The sequence below is a fragment of the Rossellomorea sp. NPDC077527 genome, assembly GCF_044542955.1.
In the GTDB taxonomy this organism is placed as follows: domain Bacteria; phylum Bacillota; class Bacilli; order Bacillales; family Bacillaceae_B; genus Rossellomorea; species Rossellomorea aquimaris_E.
Genome location: NZ_JBITVL010000003.1, coordinates 621,466 through 640,407 on the forward strand (window position 1 = coordinate 621,466; position 18,942 = coordinate 640,407).

Consider the following 18,942-nt stretch of genomic DNA (forward strand, 5'->3'; position numbering starts at 1 on the left):
TATCAAATATATAAGTAGAAAACAAAAGGTTAGGCTGATAAATGCTTTTCAAACCACTCGACAAGTTTTAATACGCCTTCCCGTGTCACTTTGTGATCGGCTTTATCGTCTTCGATAAAGAGCAGATGGTCTTCATTCTTTTGATAATAAGGTAAAATGCTGTCATAGAATTCCCTTGTAAGGTTAAAAGGTACGACTTTATCACGTTTTCCGTGCCAGAACATGAGTGGTCTTCCCCCGAGCTTATCAGGTTGAAGGCTCAGATCGTATTGTGCAAGCTCGTTCATCATGCTATCGATTTCCTCTTGGCTGAAGGGGATGTCATATCCTAACGATTCCACTTGAGACAATTGGGCTTTGGCAAACTTAACATACGTAGGATTTCCCATCAATGAAACAGCAGAGGATATCCACTGATATTGTGTCAGTGCACCCAATGTCACAATCCCTCCCATGGATGTACCGGCAACACCGATTCCACTCGGAAGGATTAGTCCTTTTTCTTCAAAATGTGCTTTTAAGACCGATAATTCATGAATCGTATTCAAGACAATCTTCCAAAAGACCTCTCCCAATTGATATTCTGATTTCCCGGTTGCCCGCTCTCCGTGCTCTAAACAATCGGGGAGAATCACCCTGAATCCCTTTTCCGCCAGTAGATAGGCGTAGTGAAGATTATGCTCTTTCGCACTCGTAAAGCCATGAATGAAAAAACATGTGGGTAATGGTTTATCTATGTATTCTTCCTTAACAAGGTGAAGAAATGGGATGTTTTGAATATTTGATTTATCAACTAAAATCATGATTGTCCTCTCCCTCCTGATTGCATTTCACTTTACTATGATATCCTACATTTGGTAGCATGTATAATATTTAAATCGTAAGCGAGTGTAAACATTTCTTAAAGTCAATAAGCAGGATATGGACAACTTTCAAGTTGTCACGGTACACTATAATAGCCTTAGACACCACTAAGATTGGGGATTTGTACAAATGAACTTACAAGAAAAACACCTGATTGTTTTAGATCTGGACGGAACATTATTAACCGATGAGAAGAAAATTTCGTCCAAAACTCACGATATATTGAAAAAAGCACGACTAATGGGGCATGAAGTGATGATTGCAACAGGTCGACCATTTCGTGCAAGTGAATTGTATTATCAACAATTAGAGTTGACGACTCCCATCGTCAACTTCAATGGTGCATTCGTGCATCATCCAACTGATTCATCATGGGGTCTTTATCATGAACCGATGGATTTAAAAGTCGCAAAACAAATCATTGATGCATGTGACGAATTTAAATTTCGCAACATTGTCGCTGAAGTTATGGATGATGTATATCTTCACTATCATGATGAAAAGATCATCGATGTGTTTATGATGGGGAATCCATCCATCTCTACAGGTGATATTCGCAATGTACTGACAGATCACCCCACCTCCATGCTCATCCATGCCGAAGAAGAGGATGTGGCCGAGATTCGTGCACATTTAGATGATGTTCATGCAGAACTGATCGATCATCGCCGTTGGGCTGCTCCATGGCACATCATTGAAATCGTCAAAACAGGGTTGAATAAGGCGGTGGGCATTGACCGCGTTGCCTCTTCCTTGAACATACCCAAAGAAAGAATCATCGCATTCGGGGATGAAGATAATGACCTTGAAATGCTGGAATACGCTGGAACTGGTGTCGCCATGGGAAACGCCATTGAGCCACTGAAAGATATCGCGAATGAAGTGACACTTTCCAATGAAGAGGATGGAATCGGCCGCTACCTGCAAAAGCGCTTCGACCTATAATCAATTGGCAACAGTGGGTATATCTTCTTACTTTATGTTCATCGTGAGAAAGCCATACTAGTAAGGAGCGCATCTCGCGTTCCAACTTGCAAAAGGGGTGGTAGTGATGGGTAGAAATAAATCAAAACGATTTGTACAACAAGGTAAGATTGCTGTATCAAAGCATGATGAGCGCATCCCGTATCATCTGACCTACGCTGAAGCAGAAGCGAAAAAGCTTGCTTCCAATGAAGGCTCAGGGGGGCTGGAATAATGAGCAATCCTTTATTCCAACAGGCCCGTAGTGCTGTATCTGCAGCCAAACAGGCGTGCAGTTCCGGGGAAAATGCTCAAATGTCCATTGATCAAGCAAAGAATGCTTTGTCCTCTGCTTATGCTAACTCAAATGTTGAAGAACAAAAGCAGCTGCATGCTCTTCAAGATGAGTTAAACCGCCTATCATAAATAAGATGAAAACAGGGTTGCCCGTGATGGACAACCCTGTTCTTTTTATGGAATGGTAATCAGATATGGATGAATGATCTTACCATCACCCGCATCCCTCTCATAGAGGCTTAAGAAGAGACTCCCATTTATCTTTTTCATCTCAGGAAGGATGATGGAAAACGTCGTCCAGTGAGGCGCTTCTTTATTTACTTTGAGGAACGTTTCAGAAACCAGAGTCCTATGACCATCTTCAACTGAATAATAGAAACTTCCGTTCGATACACGTGCTTGTCCACTTACCGTGTATCGGCCTTTAACTTCCCTAACCTTCACCCCTCTGAAAGAAGGATTTTCTTCAGGTACTGTAAATGAAGCAACAGCTCGAAAAGGAGTATTGAAACCACTCATATCTTCTCCCAATAGCATGGCTTCAATGGTATAGTCGCCCTTCCGGACACGCTTCCCGCTTTTCGTGTAATCCCATCTCTCTTTCCAGACCTTTGTTCCACCTTTAGAAATGTGTATAGTTTGAAAAGCTTGTAAGAATGATTTCCCCACACTATAGCGATACATTACATTTCCCGCTTTATTTTTGATCGTATAGTCAAACATCTGACTCGTACGAAACGTAATGTCCATATCACGAGAACTATTATTGTAAAGGATAAGCTGAATGTCGACTCCCTCTTCTCCAGGGAAGGCTTCCACGGAAAAAATCAAGGGAATATTCTCAGCTCTGGTACTCAGAGGTGCACATAAAAACAGGGAAAAGCTGAAAAGTATATACAGAATCGCCTTCAAGGTGATACCCCTTTCTAATTAGTTTCACCTATAGTATCTGTTAAACATCAAATTCTAATCTTTTCTAAAGAACCCAAAAATCCCGGTGGTTTGAACGATATTCGTAAACGCATCAGGATCTACATCCTTGATGGTATGTTCAAGCTCGTACAGTTCATAGCGTGAAATCACAATGATTAACATTTCTTTGTCTTCTCCGGAGAATGCGCCTTTAGCGGGCAAGGTCGTAATTCCCCTCACCAACTTGGAGTGAATGGCTTCCCTCAATTCATTCGATTTCTTGGTGACAATCATCGCGGTCAGCTTCTCATGTCTGGTATGGATGGCATCGATTACACGTGTGGAGGCGTATAATGTGACTAAGGTATATAAGGCTTTTTCCCAGCCGTAAAGGAATCCTGCAGACGTGATGATAACCGCATTCATCAAGAAAAAATAAGATCCGACCGGTTTATCTTTCATTCTTGAAAGAATCATGGCGATAATATCCATCCCCCCGGTAGACGCCCCCCATTTCAATGTGATCCCTACGCCAATTGCGGCAATAACCCCACCGAACACTGCGTTAAGCAGAATGTCGGGAGATAATTTAATGACAGGGATCACTTCCAGGAAAAAGGACGTTAAAAATACTGAAATAAAGCTGTATACAGTAAAGGAACGGCCGACTTTCAGCCACCCCAGGATGGTCACCGGGATATTGAGGATAAATAATAATATACCTGTTGAAATATTAAAGGGTGCAAATTCCTTTAATACACTCGACAACAGCTGGGCAAGTCCCGTAAAGCCACTCGCATAAACATTGGCCGGGATAAGAAAAAAGTTCATGGCAATGGCCCCTAACAGGGATCCCACCAACACCACGACAAACTTTTTCGCTTCCAGCTGAACATGATCTCTCGACATACACATACCTCCTGCATCTTGTTGTTATTTTTCTATGTTCCACATTTCATCTTAACTAAACTCCCTCTATTATTCATCTTTTTATGATAAATTCATGGTCAATCGATTGTTATTTTTGTCAAAAATAGCTAGACTAAAGCTATATGAAAAGTCAAAGGATGATGAGGATGACAGTAAAATTATTTGCAGATAGTGCAAGCGACCTTCCTGCTGCCTATTTCAACGAACACAACATAGAGCTACTGCCGCTTAAAGTACATATAGATGGTCAGGACTACGAGGACTTGATCGACATCGAACCTAAAACCGTCTTCAATAAAATCAGGGACGGGCATATGCCGAAAACGTCTCAAGTGTCACCGGACCTATTCCTTAAACAATTCACTCAGCTTGCAGAATCCAACCAATCCGGCATATACGTTGCGTTTTCTTCTCAGTTATCCGGTACCTATCAAACAGCGGTCATGATTCGGGATCAAGTAAAAGAGGACTACCCCCAACTCGACCTGACAATCATTGACTCGAGATGTGCCTCACTGGGTTACGGTTTGGTCGTCATGAAAGCTGCCGAACTTCTAAAAAACGGCGGCACAAAAGAAGAAATCATAGAGGGAGCCCGTTTCCATTCAGAGCATATGGAACATCTCTTCACTGTAGAAGATCTCGAGTACCTCGCAAAAGGAGGCAGAGTTTCCAAGGCTTCAGCCTTTCTAGGCGGCCTCCTGAATATCAAACCACTTCTGCATGTAGAAGATGGAAAGCTTGTTCCGATTGAAAAGATGCGCGGAAAAAAGAAACTTCTTAAACGCATTCTTGATTTAATGTCAGAACGAGGCGAAAACCTTTCGGAACAGGTCATCGCGATCAGTCATGGGGATGACGAAGAACTTGCCCTTGAAATGAAACAGCTGATCGAAGAAAGATTTTCACCGAAGGAAGTTTACATCAGTATTATTGGATGTGCAATCGGATCTCATACAGGTACAGGAACTTTAGCCATATTTTTCTTAAACAAGCACTCATAAACTTCCCTCCCCTTCCTCATACTAAGAAGGAAATCCATTATGGAAGGGTGAAGCACGATGCCACATACATCAGATAATGAAAAAAAGGCAAAAGACAACAATGCCCTGCGTCAGGAAAAGAATAAAATCAAAGAAGTGAACCGGAAAGCCGGTAAAAATCAATACTCCAAAAAAACCGATCATCTGTAAGAGGTGAAACGGACGATGGCACCAGTTCTTAAATGAGCTGGTGCCTTTCTTATCTTTGAAATGAACTTGATACTCAAAAACCTTTCTACAATCCATCCAAAGAAGTTGTCTGTACCATCATAGCTTGTCTATAATGAAGAGAGAAAAGATTATGGAGGGATTACATATGGCAAAGGAAAGTTCATTCGATATCGTATCCAAGGTGGATATGTCAGAAGTAAGCAATGCAATACAAATCGCGTTGAAAGAGGTTCAAACACGATATGACTTCAAAGGCAGCAAAAGCGACATAAAGCTTGACGGAGAAGAAATCGTTCTCGTTTCCGATGATGAATTCAAAATGAATCAGTTGAAGGACGTCCTTCTTAGTAAATTGATCAAGCGCAATGTTCCGGTAAAGAATCTTGACTACAGCAAACTCGAGGGAGCATCAGGCGGTACTGTCCGTCAGCGCGCCAAACTGGTACAAGGGATTGACAAAGACAATGCAAAAAAAATCAACACCATCATCAAAAACTCCGGGGTGAAGGTAAAGAGTCAAGTGCAGGATGATCAAGTACGCGTAACAGGCAAAAGCAAAGATGATCTTCAAAAAATCATCGCAGCCATTCGTGAAGCAGACCTCTCCATTGATGTACAATACGTAAACTTCCGTTAATACGGTTTTTCAAAGAAGTCTAATGGGTACAATAACTCCATTAGACTTCTTTTGTTTAGGAGGCAGAACATGAAGAAAAAGGTCATCATTATCGGTGCGGTTGGCGGAGGCGCCACAACGGCATCCCAAATTAGGAAAGTCGACAGCGAAATCGAAATCATCCTTCTTGAGAAAACATCGTACTTATCATATGGGGCGTGTGGAATGCCCTATTATTTGGGAGATGTGATCAAAGATCGGGAAAGTCTCTTTGCAGCCACTCCTGAAACGTTACATACGAAAAAAAGGATCGATGTCAGAATGCATCACGAGGCGTTACAGATTAACAGAGAAAATAAATCGGTAACGGTAAGGGATCATGATCGTAACAGGGATTACGAAGAAACATATGATTATCTGGTTGTGGCAACGGGTGCCTCTCCTTTTATTCCGGACATTCCCGGCCTTCATCAAATCCCAGCTTTCCATCTGAGAACCGTTGAAGACATGGACAGGATTAAACAGTTTGTACAAACCGAAAAGCCTGGAACATGTACCATCATTGGCGGTGGGTTCATCGGTGTGGAAATGGCAGAGAACTTCACTCATCTGGGAATGAAGGTGAATGTCGTTGAAAGGTCGGAGCACGTCATCAGCACGATCGATGAAGAGACTGCATTAACCTTACAGGATCATATCAGTGAGAATGGAGTAACGTTGTACACGAATGACGGACTGAAGGAAGTGTTACCTGAATGCACCCTGAAACTTGACAGTGGAGAAACCTTGCAGTCTGATTTCATTCTTCTTTCCGTAGGGGTAAAGCCGAACAATAATCTCCCAAAGGAAGCTGGGTTATCCTTAGGGGAATCGGGTGGGGTCCTCTGTAATGAATTCATGCAGACTGACGATCCATCCATTTATGCTGTCGGCGATGTCGTAGAATTCATTGACTATATTGATGGAACCCCGAAACAAGTTCCACTTGCCTGGCCCGCCCACCGGCAAGCCTACATCGTCGCGAAGTACCTGTCGGGAAATCCGATTCCTTTCAAAGGGATGCTTGGGACAGCGATAGCGAAAGTATTCGATCTTTCCATCGCTTCTACGGGACTGAATGAGAAAGAGTTACATGATAAAGGATACTGCTATCAAACAGCTGTTCATGAAGGGAAGTCTCACGCAGGATATTATCCCGGGGCTCATGACGTATATGTCCGCGTCCATTTCTGTCCTGATACAGGTAAGATCTTTGGTGGAAATGTCGTAGGAGGAGAAGGTGTGGATAAACAAATTGACACACTTGCCACTGCCATTTACGGTGGTTTGACGATTACCGATCTTCAGGAGATCGAAACCTGCTACGCTCCTCCCTTTTCTTCTCCAAAAGGGTTGTTAAATATGATTGGATATAAAGGTGCAGGATTGATGAATAAGAAATAGGAACTAACAGGCTTCTCTTAGCAGTGGCCTGTTTTTTTTGGGGGATGTAATCAGATTGAATGGTGTTGTCGGTATCGGTAAAAATTGTTAAACGGCTGAATTTTCACTGAAAACGGCTGGATATTTTGCTATTCCGGATGGATATCATCGGGAAACGGCTGGATTTTTCAGTAAAACCGCTGGATTTTCCAAAGATTCGGCTGGATTCCTTCCCCTCTTTTACACTCAAATAATCCTACCTCCTCCCTGATCCAACCTCACCTCCATCTCCTCCCAAAAACCACGTTAATAAATATTTTTTCCGGGTAAACACTATTCTAAGATAACCTAAACCACCAACAAAGGAGTGTTTTCATTGGCACAGCAAAATCAAAAGCAAACATTTCCCCCGCAGCATCAGGATCACCAGCCTGGTACGGTGGGAGAAATGAACCCTCAACCTATTCACACAGATCAAAACTATAAAGGAAGCGGCAAGTTGGATGGGAAGATTGCCCTTATCACTGGAGGGGACAGCGGGATCGGCCGTTCGGTTGCTTGGTATTTCGCAAGGGAAGGGGCCCATGTGGCCATTTCATATCTTGACGAGCATGAAGATGCCAATAAAACAAAAGAATTGGTAGAAGCTGAAGGAGTCAGATGCCTTCTTTTCCCCGGAGATATTGGCAGCTCCACTTTTTGCAACGATATCCTGAATAAGACGATTTCCGAGTTCGGTAAGCTTGATATACTCGTGAATAACGCCGCGGAGCAACATCCTCAGGCAGGGCTTACGGATATTAGCGATGAGCAGCTTGAGCGTACGTTCAAAACGAATGTATTCTCCATGTTTTACTTGACGAGAGCTGCTCTACCTCATCTTAAGAAAGGGGCATCCATCATCAATACAGCTTCGATAACGGCGTATAAAGGGAATAAAGACCTGATTGATTACTCCTCTACCAAGGGGGCCATTGTCAGCTTCACCCGCTCCCTGGCTGAAAATATTGCATCCGACGGCATTCGGGTGAACGGTATAGCTCCAGGGCCGATCTGGACGCCGCTGATTCCATCCACCTTTAGTTCTCAAAAGGTTGCTGAATTTGGTGGAAACACCCCGCTTGGCCGGGCCGGACAGCCATTTGAACTGGGACCAGCCTACGTATACCTGGCAAGCGACGATTCAAGCTATGTTTCGGGGCAGATGATCCATATCAACGGCGGGACCGTCATTAACGGATAAAAGAAAAAGCGACTGAAGACAATGATGCTCTTTCTTAGGAGCATCATCTTTTCAGTCGCTTTTTACTATTCATTCACTTTACGCTCACTACAAGAACATCGTTTTACAAGATGATGCGGAACAATGATTCTCTTGATCGGCTCTTTCGGGTTCTCAATTTTTTGAATCAGGCTTTTCGCTGCCTCGTTCCCAAGATTAAAAATGTTGATATCAACTGACGTGAGCGGTGGTCTGGACATCTCAGCAAGAAGTACGTTATTGAAGCTGACAATGGAGATATCTTCAGGTACCCGGATGCCCATCTCATCGAGTGTATTCAAGACACCAAGTGCCATTAAATCATCTGCTACCACAAGTGCCGTCGGGGGCTCATTCAGCTGCATGAGCTCATTAATGGCTTCACGCCCCCCTTCACGAAGAAATTCTTCATGAATGATATATTCGTCCTTCATCTCGATCCCTGCATTCCTAAGGGACTTTTCGTATCCTAACAACCTCTCCACTGTCACGACGAGATTAAGATCTCCTCCGATAAAGCCAATGCCTTCATGCCCGAGCTCCAAGAGATAATCCGTTACTTCCTTTGTCGCACGGTAGTTGTCATTGTCCACATGTGTAATTTCTTCACAATATTTATAAGGTTTTCCGACGACGACAAAAGGAAAATTCCGGTCTTTTAAGTAGTTCATCACTTTATCTTCAACTTTCGAGTAAAGCAGGATGATCCCGTCCACCCGTCCACCCTGGACCATTTGAACGACCCCATCATATATTTCCTCTTCGGATTGACCTGTCGACATTTGAAGGGCATACTGTTTTTCTTGAGCCCCTTCACTTAACCCTCTTAATACCGTCGGAAAGAATGGATTTTGGGAAAAAGTACTCGCCGAACCTGGTAAAACAAGTCCTAATACTTGAGTGGACTGATTTGCCAAACTCCGTGCAATGAAGTTAGGGTGATAACCCAATTGCTCCATTGCTTCCCGTACTTTTTGTTTTGTTTTTTCGCTTATTCTTGGATTGTTTGCTATAACTCGCGATACGGTGGATGGTGCTACGTTTGCAAGTTTAGCCACATCCTTTATGGTGACCGCCATTCGTTCCACCTCCCTCTTTCGAAAAAAGCGAATCCCTGACACGGGATGCTTTCTATTAGATTAAAACGCTTCCAATTTATTATTTATAAAAGGGACAGCAGGGACTTAATCTAGTACCCTGCAAGAATTTCATTGCTTCTTCTTTCCTTTCCCCCGCTTCCAAACGAGATAGAGGAATAGAAAGAATAAGAAGTACATGGTCCCCAGTGTAAATAGATAAGGATAATTCAGCCCGCTCTTGCCTTTAAGCAAATAAATCTCTGCTTCTTCACGGTCCATCACGAGGTGAAAGTTACCATCCTTATCACTCCGTACCAGGTCATCACCGATTAATCCCTTTAATTCATGATTATCCGCTAAATCTTCTTTCGTTAATTGAATATTTTGCGTTTCACTCGTATTGTTGATGGCTATGACGGTTGTTTGATCCTTGTACGTGCGCTTAAAGATCCCCATGCCATCTTTGTTGTAGAGGGGTTCGATATTCCCTCTCGTCAATGATGGGTATTGTTGACGAAGCTCACCAAGTCGACTGATATAATCAATCAGTTCTTCATCAGCCCGGAAATTCATAAAGCGGCGGTTGTCAGGATCGTTGCCACCGTCCATCGCAATTTCAGATCCGTAATACATGATCGGAATGCCCGGGGTAGTGTACATATACGTAAGAGCAAGCTTCCACCTTGTTCCCGGGAATAGCTTCTCTTGAACAATCATTCTCGTAAATCGTTCCATATCATGATTATCTATGAATGTTCCCATTAGATAAGGATTGTCATAATAGGTTTCATTGTATTTCCAAAAGTTGAATAGCCGCTCCATGGAGGTATCCGGCTTCTGGAATACGGTACGCATTTCTTCAGCCTGAGGGACGTTGACGAAGCCGTCGATCCCTACATCATTGTACGCAGCAATCTTTTGGGGATCCCGGTCGAACACTTCCCCTAACAGGTAGAAGTCATCTTTCACAGACTTCACTTCATCACTGAATTCGTCCCAGAACGCTTGAGGGACATGACGCACTGTGTCCAGACGATATCCATCAATGTCGGTTTCTTTGATCCACCACTTGGCAGCATCAAATAGGTAGTTTTTCACTTCGGGATTTTCTGTATTTAAATCGGGAAGATCATATAACCACGCATTCTGAAGACTTTCTTCATTATTAAAATTCATCGGCTGTTTCTCATGGAACCAATCGGCTTTTTCAGGGTCATTCACCCAAGGGTGCTCGGGACCGACATGATTGACCACAAAGTCGAGCATGACTTTCATGTCCCGCTTATGAGCTTCTTCCACAAGTTTTTTGAATGTCTTCATGGATCCGAAATGTTCTTCCGTTTTGTAGAAATCAGTGATCCAATATCCGTGGTAACCCATCGGCTGATTATCGAAGATCGGTGTCAGCCAAATGGCGGTGAATCCCATGTCCTTGATATAATCCAGCTTATCGATGATTCCTTGGAAGTCCCCGCCCTGATAGGCCTTCGGGTCCTCTGTGTTTACGTTCTTATCATTGCTCATATCCCCATTATTAAAGCGATCGACCATCAGAAAATAAATGGTCTCATCCTGCCATGTTCGTTCTTCTTTTTCAACTGCTCCTACCGGAAGGGCGTAAAAAAGAAGAAACGGGACTAAAATGAGAGATAATACTCTTCTTTTCATCTCCGCTCCTCCTAAAATTGTTAGTAACGCCTATAAGATTATCCTTTTGTACCCCCTGCCGTCAATCCTGAAACGAAGTATTTCTGGAAGAACAGGAATAATAGGGCAATCGGTACGGCAATGAGGACCGAACCGGCAGCGAAGGTAGTAAATTCCGCTCCGAATTGCTTCGCCACCATATCATAAAGGGCAACCGGTAATGTGTACATTTTTTCTGAACGTAATAGAATACTTGCAATGATAAAGTCTGCGAATGGTGCGATGAAAGAAAACAGTGCAACAACGGCAATAATCGGTTTTGCAAGGGGCATGACGATTTGGAAGAAAATTCTCAAATGTCCTGCTCCGTCCATCTTGGCTGATTCATCAAGCTCTTTCGGAATGGTATCAAGATACCCTTTCATTAACCATGTGTTCATCGGGATTTGACCTCCAACATAAACGAGGATCAAACCAATGTGAGTATCCAAAAGTTTCGTTAATAATGCTAATACGAAAATCGCAATCAGTGCGGCGAAATTCGGTATCATTTGTAAGATCAAGAATGTCATCAGTCCATTTTTACGTCCTGCAAAACGGTATCGAGAGAAAGAATAAGCTGTCAGACTGACAAGTAAAACGGTAAGGGCCATCGTAGATAAACTGACCTTTAATGAATTCCAGTACCAAAGCATATAATTACTTTTTTCTAAGTCAAATAGTTCCTTATAATGTGCCAATGTAGCATTTTTCGGAATGATAGATGAACCGGATAAACTTTGACCCGGGTTGAAAGAAGATCCGATGATCCAGGCAACCGGGTAAAGAATGATGGCAAACATGATTCCGATGACTGCGTATGAAAGTGTTAAACGTATGAGTTTCTGTCTCTTCATATTCATATTACATCATATCCTCTTCTTGGAATGATTTCGTTCTCTTGAACTGCCATATCGCTACCGTGATGACGATGATGGATAATAATAATGTGATGGCCGCGGCTTTTGAATACTGAGCGGATGTCATCGTCAAACTGTAGATCCACGAGATCAGGATGTCCGTTCCACCAGCGTTCTGTCCTGTTAAAGCTGGTCCGCCACCATTGAACAAGTAAATAACATTGAAGTTATTAAAGTTAAACGTGTACTGCGTAATGATGATTGGAGCCGTTGCGAAAAGAACAAGGGGCAACGTGATGTTTTTGAATTTCTGGAATGCCGATGCACCGTCAACCGTCGCTGCTTCATAAAGTTCATCAGGAATGGATTGAAGCACCCCTGTTGTCATGGCAAAGATGAACGGGAAGCCCAGCCAGGCTTGAATACAAATCAATGCAATTCTTGTATACATCGGTTCGGTCATCCATGGTAAACCTTCAATTCCGAAGAATCCAAGGATGTCCCGGTTGATTGTACCAAATGATTCATTGAACATTCCGGCGAAAACGAGAATTGAAACGAAAGCCGGGATGGCCCAAGGCAGGATAAAAACCGTACGTATGATGGCTTTCCCTTTCAAATCCTTTTGATTGACAAGGATGGCAAGGAATACTCCAAGTGCTACCTGAAGTGTTGTCGCTCCAAATGTCCATACGAGCGTCCAGGCAAGTACGGTAATGAATGTTTCCCTCCAAATATCAATTTTGAAAATATCAACAAAGTTTTGAATCCCCACCCAGTCGACCAATTTAGCCGGTGGTGAATGATACAAATCGTAGTTTGTAAACGCCAGTAGGACAACAAAGATAATTGGGAAGATGACTACAAATACAAGCAGTAAAAATCCAGGAGACATAATAAGGTATGGGAATCCATTGTCGATCAGATTTTTGTACTGCTCACGGATCGTGCTAAGTTTCTCTCCCCTGTCTCTCTTTTCTCCGTTCTTATAAGCGTCCCGAAGATTGAACAGGTAAAAGCCAATTCCAAAAATAGATACAATGATTGCTAAAATACCGTATACCATTAAGAAAATGGAATGATCTCCGTATGAGACGTCTGTCCCTAGGGTCGTAATTCCCCATAATCCGTAGCCGATCAAATCTCTGAAGACAAGGATAAAGGCGGCTGTCATGATCAGGAAAAATCCGCCCTTCATAAACTGCCTATGATACATCTGACCTAATCCTGGGATTAGGGAAAGGGCCAGCGCTGTTTTTCTATGTTTTGTTTGATAGGATTGTTGCTCCATCCTATATTCCCCTTTCTACGTTCACGATTTTGATAAGCTTCAAGAGCTTTTTAAGAAAAAAAGTGTTTATTTCCTTAAAAAGCCCTTGAATAGGTCTTTAAAAGGATAGCAGTACCTCTCAGGATGAGAAGGTACCGCTATTGTTTAATAATTAGTTAGAATGATTAGCATCAATGTTCTGCTCGATTTGTTTCACCGCTGCATCAAGAGCCGCTTTTGGTTCTTGCTTACCGGTTACAACCGTTTGAAGTGAATCAGCCATTGGTCCCCAAACTTCTCCCATTTCAGGAATGTTTGGCATTGGAACCGCATATTGTGATTGCTCGGCAACCGCTTTTGCACCCGGGTTGTCAGCAATCGCTGGATCGTCGATCAAACCTTGGTTCGTTGGAACTTCCTGTGTTTGTTCGAAACGTAATTTCGCATATTCGTCTTGAGTGATGAACTCGATGAATTTTTGAGCCCACTCTTTATTTTTAGAATAGCCTGACACGTGCCAGCCTTTCACACCCATGAATGTTTTCATTGGCTCTCCGTTTGGAAGCTTAGGCATAGCAGCGATACCGATGTCGATTCCGGCATCTTTATATCCTTGGAAAGACCAAGGACCGTTCATGACTGAAGCAACTTTTCCTTCTCCAAATAGACCGTCAAGTGCAGATCCACCGTTTTCCCCAATGATTCCTTTAGGGAATAATCCATCTGTGTACCATTTTTGAATATATTCAGTACCTTCTACAGCACTTTCATTGTTTAATCCAAGGTCTTTCGCATCCAATGCCCCATCATTTTCAGCAAATACATATCCGCCGAATCCACCGATTGGTGCATGTGCGAAATAGAAGTTGTCCCATAGAGCTAAGAAACCATAGTTTCCATCTTTCGTGAAATCTTTAGCGAATGTATATACTTCATCCATTGTCTTTGGCGCTTCATCCATTAACGCCTTATTGTAAACAAATACCGGCGTTTCAGAAGACTTTGGAAGACCATATAATTTCCCATCATAACTCTCAGCTGTCATGGAAGATTCAGTGAAGCGTTTTTCAATGTCCCCATCCACTTCTAGAGGAGCAATATGCCCTGCAAGAGCAAGTTCACCAATTTGGTCATGTGGTAATGTCAATACGTCCGGGCCAGTTCCCGCAGGACCGTCTAAACGTAATTGTTCTTTCATTTTAGTCGCCATTTCGACTTCTTTCACTTCAACTTTGATGCCAGTCTCTTCTTCGAACTTGGCACCTACTTCATCCAGCCATCCAGTTTTCTCTTGATCTTCCCAGACAACCAGTTTTTCAGGTTTGTTTGCATCGTCAGCCTTTTTCTCTCCGCTGTCGCTGGATCCTTCCTCACGGTTTGGACCACAAGCAGCGAGCGCCCCTAATACAAGCATGATTACCATCAGTAATGATAACGCTTTCTTCATCTTGACCCCTCCTAAGTATGGTAAAAACGATTAATCCATATTTTAGATTGAACAAACGATTGCACTAGAACGCAAAAGACATCGCTTACATCCACTTGTGAAAACGATTGCACAACCTATCTCTTATTATACAAACTATAATCCTTTTGACAATACTTTTTTGAAAATTTTTTATAGTATCCACTGAAAAAAGAAAACGCTTTATCCCTCTATATATGTTTTATTGACATCCCTCCCTGTTTCGAATACTCTTTAATTGAAATAAACATGAGGAGGAAACACGATGCTATTGGAAGCTGTTTATCATAGACCGAAAGATAATTATGCATACGCTTGCACTAATAAAGAATTACACATCCGTCTGCGCACCAAGAAGAATGACGTAACCTCTGTCACTCTCCTACACGGTGATCCCTATCAATGGGAAGACGGAAAATGGATGTACGATCGGAAAGATATGGTGATGACCGGTACGGATCATCTATTTGACTATTGGTTCGCTTCCATTACCCCTCCCTACAGGCGTCTTCGATATGGATTTCTTCTTCAAGATGAAAAAGAAGAAATATTTTATGGAGAAAAAGGGTTCAACGAATCCCCATCTGAGGATATTGGTGATTTTTTCTGTTTCCCTTTCTTGAATTCCATTGATGTGTTCAATGCCCCCTCCTGGGTGAAAGATACGGTGTGGTATCAAATTTTCCCGGAACGGTTCGCAAACGGCAATCCTGATAATGATCCTGAAGGAGCACTCGCTTGGAATAGTACAGATCCGACACCAACCAATTTCTTCGGTGGGGACCTGGAAGGCGTAACTCAGAACATTTCTTATTTAAAAGACCTTGGAATCACAGGAATTTATTTCACCCCTATCTTTAAAGCGCACTCCAATCATAAATATGACACAATAGATTATTTTGAGATAGATCCACAGTTCGGTACAAAAGAGACAATGAAGGAATTGATCAAGGTTTGTCATGAGAACGGGATCAAAGTGATGCTGGATGCCGTATTTAACCATAGTGGATTCTATTTCGAACAGTTCCAGGACGTTCTTGAAAATGGTGAAAAATCACGTTACCGTAATTGGTTCCATGTGCATGATTTCCCTTTGGATATTGAGAGTAAGCCTCCTAATTATGATACTTTTGCATTCGAGCCTTCCATGCCGAAGTTAAATACTGAAAATGAAGAGGTTCGTAATTATTTACTGGAGGTCGGACGTTATTGGATCAATGAATTCGATATTGATGGATGGCGCCTGGATGTTGCGAACGAAGTGGATCACCACTTCTGGCGTGAGTTCCGTAAAGAAGTCAAAAATTTAAAACCCGACGTATACATTCTGGGTGAAATCTGGCATGACTCCATGCCCTGGTTAAGAGGTGACCAGTTTGACGCGATCATGAATTATCCATTTACGACAAATCTCTTGAATCTGTTTGCCAAGCAAACGATCTCTCCTGCCGCGTTCGTTGAGAATATGACGTCTGTCGTTCATATGTATCCTAAAAACGTGAATGAAGTAAATTTCAATCTAGTAGGAAGTCATGACACGCCCCGTGTATTGACAGAATGCGGGGAAGACATTCGCCGAGTTAAACAAGTATATACGTTCATGCTCACTTTCACGGGAACACCTTGTATCTATTACGGAGATGAAATTGGTCTTACAGGCGTTCAGGATCCCGGCTGCAGAAAATGTTTCCCTTGGGAAGAAGATCAACATAACCAAGATCTATTTGCACATATCCAAAAGCATATCGCTCTCAGAAAACAGTTTCCTTTACTCAGTAATGAAGGAACTCTTTCCTTCTTACCAGGTGACATACACGAGCATTGTCTTGCCTTTACGAAATCAAACGGAGATGAAACCGTGCTTGTTCTTTTAAACTGCAGTGAAGAATCAACCACATTTACATTACCCTTTGCACTCAAGGGTAAGAAAATCACGAATCTTTGGAGTAACGAAGAATTTGCAGCTGAGGCAGAATCAATCGAAGTGACGCTGGAAGGATTCGGTTTTACCATCATCCAATTCTAGTAAAGTTTTCATAAATGAAGGGACTACACCTCTATGGTTAGTCCCCTTATCTATTTAAGAAGTCTGGCCCCGGCCAAATAAAGGAGCCCCCCTATGAGTAAGAATCAAAAGAACATGACTCTCTTCGCCTTGACCTGGCCGATTTTCATTGAAATCTTCCTTCATATGCTGATGGGAAATGCAGATACGTTAATGCTGAGTCAGTACTCGGATGACTCCGTTGCAGCCGTCGGTGTATCCAACCAGATCCTTTCCCTCATTATTGTAATGTTTGGATTTGTTGCAACGGGGACGGCCATCCTGGTTGCCCAGCATTTAGGAGCAGACGAAAATCGATCAGCCGGCGAAGTGTCCATCGTCTCCATTGCTGTTAATGTAGTATTCGGTCTGGCATTAAGCATCGCCCTTGTGTTTTTCAGTAAGCCGATCCTATTATCGATGGATCTACCTGTCGCTCTCATGAATGAAGCATCTTCCTATCTGAAAATTGTAGGAGGCTTCGCTTTCATCCAGGCCCTGATCATGACGGCAGGGGCCATCATGAGAAGCTATGGCTATACGAAAGACGCCATGTATATCACGATCGGCATGAATATCATCAATGTGATCGGAAACTACTTATTTATTTTCGGACCTTTCGGAGTTCCTGTATTAGGTGTGGAAGGTGTGGCCATATCCACCATCACCTCAAGACTGATTGGATTCGTCGTAAGTATCATCGTGATAAGGAGACGAATACCAAATGCTCTTCCATTCAGGTCACTCTTCAATATTCCCGTCTCACACGTAAAGAATTTATTACGGATTGGGATCCCATCTGCTGGAGAGCACCTATCTTATAACGGATCTCAAATGGTCATCACGTATTTTATCGCAAGTCTTGGAACGAATGCCCTGACGACAAAGGTATATGCCCAGAACTTGATGATGTTCATTTTCTTATTCAGTGTCGCCATCAGTCAGGGAACTCAGATCATCATCGGGCATATGATTGGGGCAAGAGAATTTGACAACGCCTATGAACGGTGCTTAAAAAGCTTAAAGATCGCCATTGTCATCTCTCTCATCATGGCAGGAATTTTCTCCTTTGCAGCAGAGCCTCTTCTCCGGATCTTTACAAGCAACGAAGACATCATTTCACTTGGTAAGGTGTTGATCTATCTGACGATCATCCTCGAACCAGGTAGAAGCTTCAATCTTGTGGTCATCAATGCGCTCAGAGCTACTGGTGACGTCCGGTTCCCAGTTTATATGGGGGTATTATCCATGTGGGGAGTCAGCGTCACTCTTTCCTATATCCTTGGAATCTGGTTCGGTCTCGGACTAATCGGAATCTGGATTTCCTTCATAGCAGACGAATGGCTAAGAGGCATCATCATGCTCAAACGCTGGCGGTCCAAGGTTTGGATACACAAACGGTTCATCCAAAATGATAAAAACGCCTTGTAGAGGGACGGACCTTCCTATGGCACTATGTTATAAAGTCGAACACATTCCCAAAAGAGTCAGCTCTGTTATCTTTGAGTTGGCTCTTTTTCTCTTTTCAAAACAAATTGAAAGCGCGTTCAATTATTTAATGTTAACTTTTTTTACATTAAAACGCTTACATAGCAAATTAATACTTGAACTTTTGTTATTTTCTGAATATGATAAATAATATAACTTATACATGTCATAAAACCTAACATCAAAGAGGCGTATTCAATAAACATTTTAAAAAGGAGGAAATAACGATGAAAAAAGTGGAAGCAATTATCCGTGCAGAAGCATTTCTGTCTCTACGGGAAGCATTATGTCTTCGTGGATTTAGTGGTTTGACCGTATCGGAAGCAGCAGGGTGCGGGAAACAAAAAGGAAAACAAGGGATCTTCAGAGGAAATAAATTCGAACTGCAGTTAGTCCCAAGAGTAAAAGTGGAAATGATCGTCGACGACACTCAAGTGGAAGACATCATCGATCTCATAGTTGAACATTGCAGTACCGAAACCGTGGGAGATGGGAAAATCTTTATTTATCCTGTTGAGGAAGTGATTCGAATCCGTTCAGGGGAACGAGGGAAAAAAGCTGTTTTATAAAA

Annotated in this window: 20 protein-coding genes; 11 read left to right on the top strand and 9 right to left on the bottom strand. The window is 42.6% G+C overall.

What is annotated here, in order from left to right:
• Positions 1–29 precede the first annotated feature (29 nt).
• Positions 30–803, bottom strand: a complete 774-nt coding sequence (locus ACIGG7_RS13075) for a prolyl oligopeptidase family serine peptidase (RefSeq protein ID WP_397549913.1) — start codon at positions 801–803, stop codon at positions 30–32.
• Between the two features lie 190 nt (positions 804–993).
• On the opposite strand from ACIGG7_RS13075, the gene ACIGG7_RS13080 reads away from it, so the two are divergent.
• The 3 genes from ACIGG7_RS13080 to ACIGG7_RS13090 all read left to right on the top strand — a co-directional run bounded on the left by ACIGG7_RS13080 (position 994) and on the right by ACIGG7_RS13090 (position 2,253).
• On the top strand, positions 994–1,809 hold the full coding sequence (locus ACIGG7_RS13080; protein ID WP_397549914.1) for a Cof-type HAD-IIB family hydrolase: 816 nt from the start codon (positions 994–996) through the stop codon (positions 1,807–1,809).
• Positions 1,810–1,915: 106 nt separating this feature from the next.
• Positions 1,916–2,062, top strand: coding sequence for a hypothetical protein (locus ACIGG7_RS13085; protein ID WP_224941561.1), 147 nt, complete (start codon positions 1,916–1,918; stop codon positions 2,060–2,062).
• On the top strand, positions 2,062–2,253 hold the full coding sequence (locus ACIGG7_RS13090; protein ID WP_224941562.1) for a DUF3813 domain-containing protein: 192 nt from the start codon (positions 2,062–2,064) through the stop codon (positions 2,251–2,253). The genes ACIGG7_RS13085 and ACIGG7_RS13090 overlap by 1 nt, the downstream gene beginning before the upstream one ends.
• A gap of 45 nt (positions 2,254–2,298) precedes the next feature.
• On the opposite strand, the gene ACIGG7_RS13095 is transcribed toward ACIGG7_RS13090, so the two are convergent.
• Both ACIGG7_RS13095 and ACIGG7_RS13100 read right to left on the bottom strand, forming a co-directional pair.
• Positions 2,299–2,955 carry a BsuPI-related putative proteinase inhibitor gene (locus ACIGG7_RS13095; RefSeq protein WP_224941563.1) on the bottom strand — a complete coding sequence of 219 codons (657 nt, stop codon included), beginning with the start codon at positions 2,953–2,955 and terminating at the stop codon, positions 2,299–2,301.
• Positions 2,956–3,090: 135 nt separating this feature from the next.
• On the bottom strand, positions 3,091–3,945 hold the full coding sequence (locus ACIGG7_RS13100) for a YitT family protein (protein WP_224941564.1): 855 nt from the start codon (positions 3,943–3,945) through the stop codon (positions 3,091–3,093).
• Between the two features lie 167 nt (positions 3,946–4,112).
• On the opposite strand from ACIGG7_RS13100, the gene ACIGG7_RS13105 reads away from it, so the two are divergent.
• The 4 genes from ACIGG7_RS13105 (at position 4,113) to ACIGG7_RS13120 (ending at position 7,239) form a co-directional block, all read left to right on the top strand.
• Positions 4,113–4,970, top strand: a complete 858-nt coding sequence (locus ACIGG7_RS13105) for a DegV family protein (RefSeq protein ID WP_397549915.1) — start codon at positions 4,113–4,115, stop codon at positions 4,968–4,970.
• A gap of 57 nt (positions 4,971–5,027) precedes the next feature.
• Complete coding sequence (locus ACIGG7_RS13110; RefSeq protein ID WP_098353057.1) at positions 5,028–5,159, top strand: DUF3941 domain-containing protein; 132 nt, start codon at positions 5,028–5,030, stop codon at positions 5,157–5,159.
• Positions 5,160–5,325: 166 nt separating this feature from the next.
• Positions 5,326–5,817 carry a YajQ family cyclic di-GMP-binding protein gene (locus tag ACIGG7_RS13115; protein ID WP_034763412.1) on the top strand — a complete coding sequence of 164 codons (492 nt, stop codon included), beginning with the start codon at positions 5,326–5,328 and terminating at the stop codon, positions 5,815–5,817.
• A gap of 69 nt (positions 5,818–5,886) precedes the next feature.
• Positions 5,887–7,239, top strand: coding sequence for a CoA-disulfide reductase (locus ACIGG7_RS13120; protein WP_397549916.1), 1,353 nt, complete (start codon positions 5,887–5,889; stop codon positions 7,237–7,239).
• Between the two features lie 103 nt (positions 7,240–7,342).
• Here the strand turns inward: ACIGG7_RS13120 and ACIGG7_RS13125 are convergent, their stop codons facing one another.
• The gene (locus ACIGG7_RS13125; RefSeq protein WP_397549917.1) at positions 7,343–7,468 is read right to left on the bottom strand and encodes a hypothetical protein; all 126 of its coding nucleotides are present in this window, start codon (positions 7,466–7,468) and stop codon (positions 7,343–7,345) included.
• A gap of 126 nt (positions 7,469–7,594) precedes the next feature.
• On the opposite strand from ACIGG7_RS13125, the gene ACIGG7_RS13130 reads away from it, so the two are divergent.
• Complete coding sequence (locus tag ACIGG7_RS13130; protein ID WP_224941567.1) at positions 7,595–8,461, top strand: SDR family oxidoreductase; 867 nt, start codon at positions 7,595–7,597, stop codon at positions 8,459–8,461.
• A 65-nt stretch (positions 8,462–8,526) separates the two neighbouring features.
• On the opposite strand, the gene ACIGG7_RS13135 is transcribed toward ACIGG7_RS13130, so the two are convergent.
• The 5 genes from ACIGG7_RS13135 to ACIGG7_RS13155 form a co-directional block, all read right to left on the bottom strand.
• The gene (locus ACIGG7_RS13135; RefSeq protein ID WP_224941568.1) at positions 8,527–9,558 is read right to left on the bottom strand and encodes a LacI family DNA-binding transcriptional regulator; all 1,032 of its coding nucleotides are present in this window, start codon (positions 9,556–9,558) and stop codon (positions 8,527–8,529) included.
• A 129-nt stretch (positions 9,559–9,687) separates the two neighbouring features.
• Positions 9,688–11,226: an alpha-amylase family glycosyl hydrolase gene (locus ACIGG7_RS13140; protein ID WP_397549918.1), complete on the bottom strand. Its 1,539-nt coding sequence runs from the start codon at positions 11,224–11,226 to the stop codon at positions 9,688–9,690.
• Between the two features lie 38 nt (positions 11,227–11,264).
• Positions 11,265–12,107, bottom strand: a complete 843-nt coding sequence (locus ACIGG7_RS13145) for a sugar ABC transporter permease (protein ID WP_224941570.1) — start codon at positions 12,105–12,107, stop codon at positions 11,265–11,267.
• Between the two features lies 1 nt (position 12,108).
• Positions 12,109–13,395 (bottom strand): carbohydrate ABC transporter permease, encoded by a 1,287-nt coding sequence (locus tag ACIGG7_RS13150; protein WP_224941571.1) that lies wholly within the window; start codon positions 13,393–13,395, stop codon positions 12,109–12,111.
• Positions 13,396–13,546: 151 nt separating this feature from the next.
• Entirely contained in the window at positions 13,547–14,821 is a 1,275-nt protein-coding gene (locus ACIGG7_RS13155; protein WP_397549919.1) for an extracellular solute-binding protein, read from the bottom strand.
• A 283-nt stretch (positions 14,822–15,104) separates the two neighbouring features.
• On the opposite strand from ACIGG7_RS13155, the gene ACIGG7_RS13160 reads away from it, so the two are divergent.
• From ACIGG7_RS13160 to ACIGG7_RS13170, 3 genes are all read left to right on the top strand, one after another.
• The gene (locus ACIGG7_RS13160) at positions 15,105–16,865 is read left to right on the top strand and encodes an alpha-glycosidase (protein ID WP_397549920.1); all 1,761 of its coding nucleotides are present in this window, start codon (positions 15,105–15,107) and stop codon (positions 16,863–16,865) included.
• Positions 16,866–16,958: 93 nt separating this feature from the next.
• Positions 16,959–18,314 carry an MATE family efflux transporter gene (locus ACIGG7_RS13165; protein ID WP_397549921.1) on the top strand — a complete coding sequence of 452 codons (1,356 nt, stop codon included), beginning with the start codon at positions 16,959–16,961 and terminating at the stop codon, positions 18,312–18,314.
• Positions 18,315–18,598: 284 nt separating this feature from the next.
• Positions 18,599–18,940 (top strand): P-II family nitrogen regulator, encoded by a 342-nt coding sequence (locus tag ACIGG7_RS13170; protein WP_224941575.1) that lies wholly within the window; start codon positions 18,599–18,601, stop codon positions 18,938–18,940.
• Positions 18,941–18,942 lie beyond the last annotated feature (2 nt).

What these genes read in the sequence shown, in the direction of transcription:
- ACIGG7_RS13100 (WP_224941564.1), bottom strand. Translation starts at nt 3,945, where the DNA reads ATGTCGAGAGATCATGTTCAGCTGGAAGCGAAAAAGTTTGTCGTGGTG.
- ACIGG7_RS13120 (WP_397549916.1), top strand. Translation starts at nt 5,887, where the DNA reads ATGAAGAAAAAGGTCATCATTATCGGTGCGGTTGGCGGAGGCGCCACA.
- ACIGG7_RS13115 (WP_034763412.1), top strand. Translation starts at nt 5,326, where the DNA reads ATGGCAAAGGAAAGTTCATTCGATATCGTATCCAAGGTGGATATGTCA.
- ACIGG7_RS13155 (WP_397549919.1), bottom strand. Translation starts at nt 14,821, where the DNA reads ATGAAGAAAGCGTTATCATTACTGATGGTAATCATGCTTGTATTAGGG.
- ACIGG7_RS13085 (WP_224941561.1), top strand. Translation starts at nt 1,916, where the DNA reads ATGGGTAGAAATAAATCAAAACGATTTGTACAACAAGGTAAGATTGCT.
- ACIGG7_RS13110 (WP_098353057.1), top strand. Translation starts at nt 5,028, where the DNA reads ATGCCACATACATCAGATAATGAAAAAAAGGCAAAAGACAACAATGCC.
- ACIGG7_RS13135 (WP_224941568.1), bottom strand. Translation starts at nt 9,558, where the DNA reads ATGGCGGTCACCATAAAGGATGTGGCTAAACTTGCAAACGTAGCACCA.
- ACIGG7_RS13165 (WP_397549921.1), top strand. Translation starts at nt 16,959, where the DNA reads ATGAGTAAGAATCAAAAGAACATGACTCTCTTCGCCTTGACCTGGCCG.
- ACIGG7_RS13150 (WP_224941571.1), bottom strand. Translation starts at nt 13,395, where the DNA reads ATGGAGCAACAATCCTATCAAACAAAACATAGAAAAACAGCGCTGGCC.
- ACIGG7_RS13140 (WP_397549918.1), bottom strand. Translation starts at nt 11,226, where the DNA reads ATGAAAAGAAGAGTATTATCTCTCATTTTAGTCCCGTTTCTTCTTTTT.
- ACIGG7_RS13170 (WP_224941575.1), top strand. Translation starts at nt 18,599, where the DNA reads ATGAAAAAAGTGGAAGCAATTATCCGTGCAGAAGCATTTCTGTCTCTA.
- ACIGG7_RS13145 (WP_224941570.1), bottom strand. Translation starts at nt 12,107, where the DNA reads ATGAATATGAAGAGACAGAAACTCATACGTTTAACACTTTCATACGCA.
- ACIGG7_RS13160 (WP_397549920.1), top strand. Translation starts at nt 15,105, where the DNA reads ATGCTATTGGAAGCTGTTTATCATAGACCGAAAGATAATTATGCATAC.
- ACIGG7_RS13090 (WP_224941562.1), top strand. Translation starts at nt 2,062, where the DNA reads ATGAGCAATCCTTTATTCCAACAGGCCCGTAGTGCTGTATCTGCAGCC.
- ACIGG7_RS13080 (WP_397549914.1), top strand. Translation starts at nt 994, where the DNA reads ATGAACTTACAAGAAAAACACCTGATTGTTTTAGATCTGGACGGAACA.
- ACIGG7_RS13105 (WP_397549915.1), top strand. Translation starts at nt 4,113, where the DNA reads ATGACAGTAAAATTATTTGCAGATAGTGCAAGCGACCTTCCTGCTGCC.
- ACIGG7_RS13075 (WP_397549913.1), bottom strand. Translation starts at nt 803, where the DNA reads ATGATTTTAGTTGATAAATCAAATATTCAAAACATCCCATTTCTTCAC.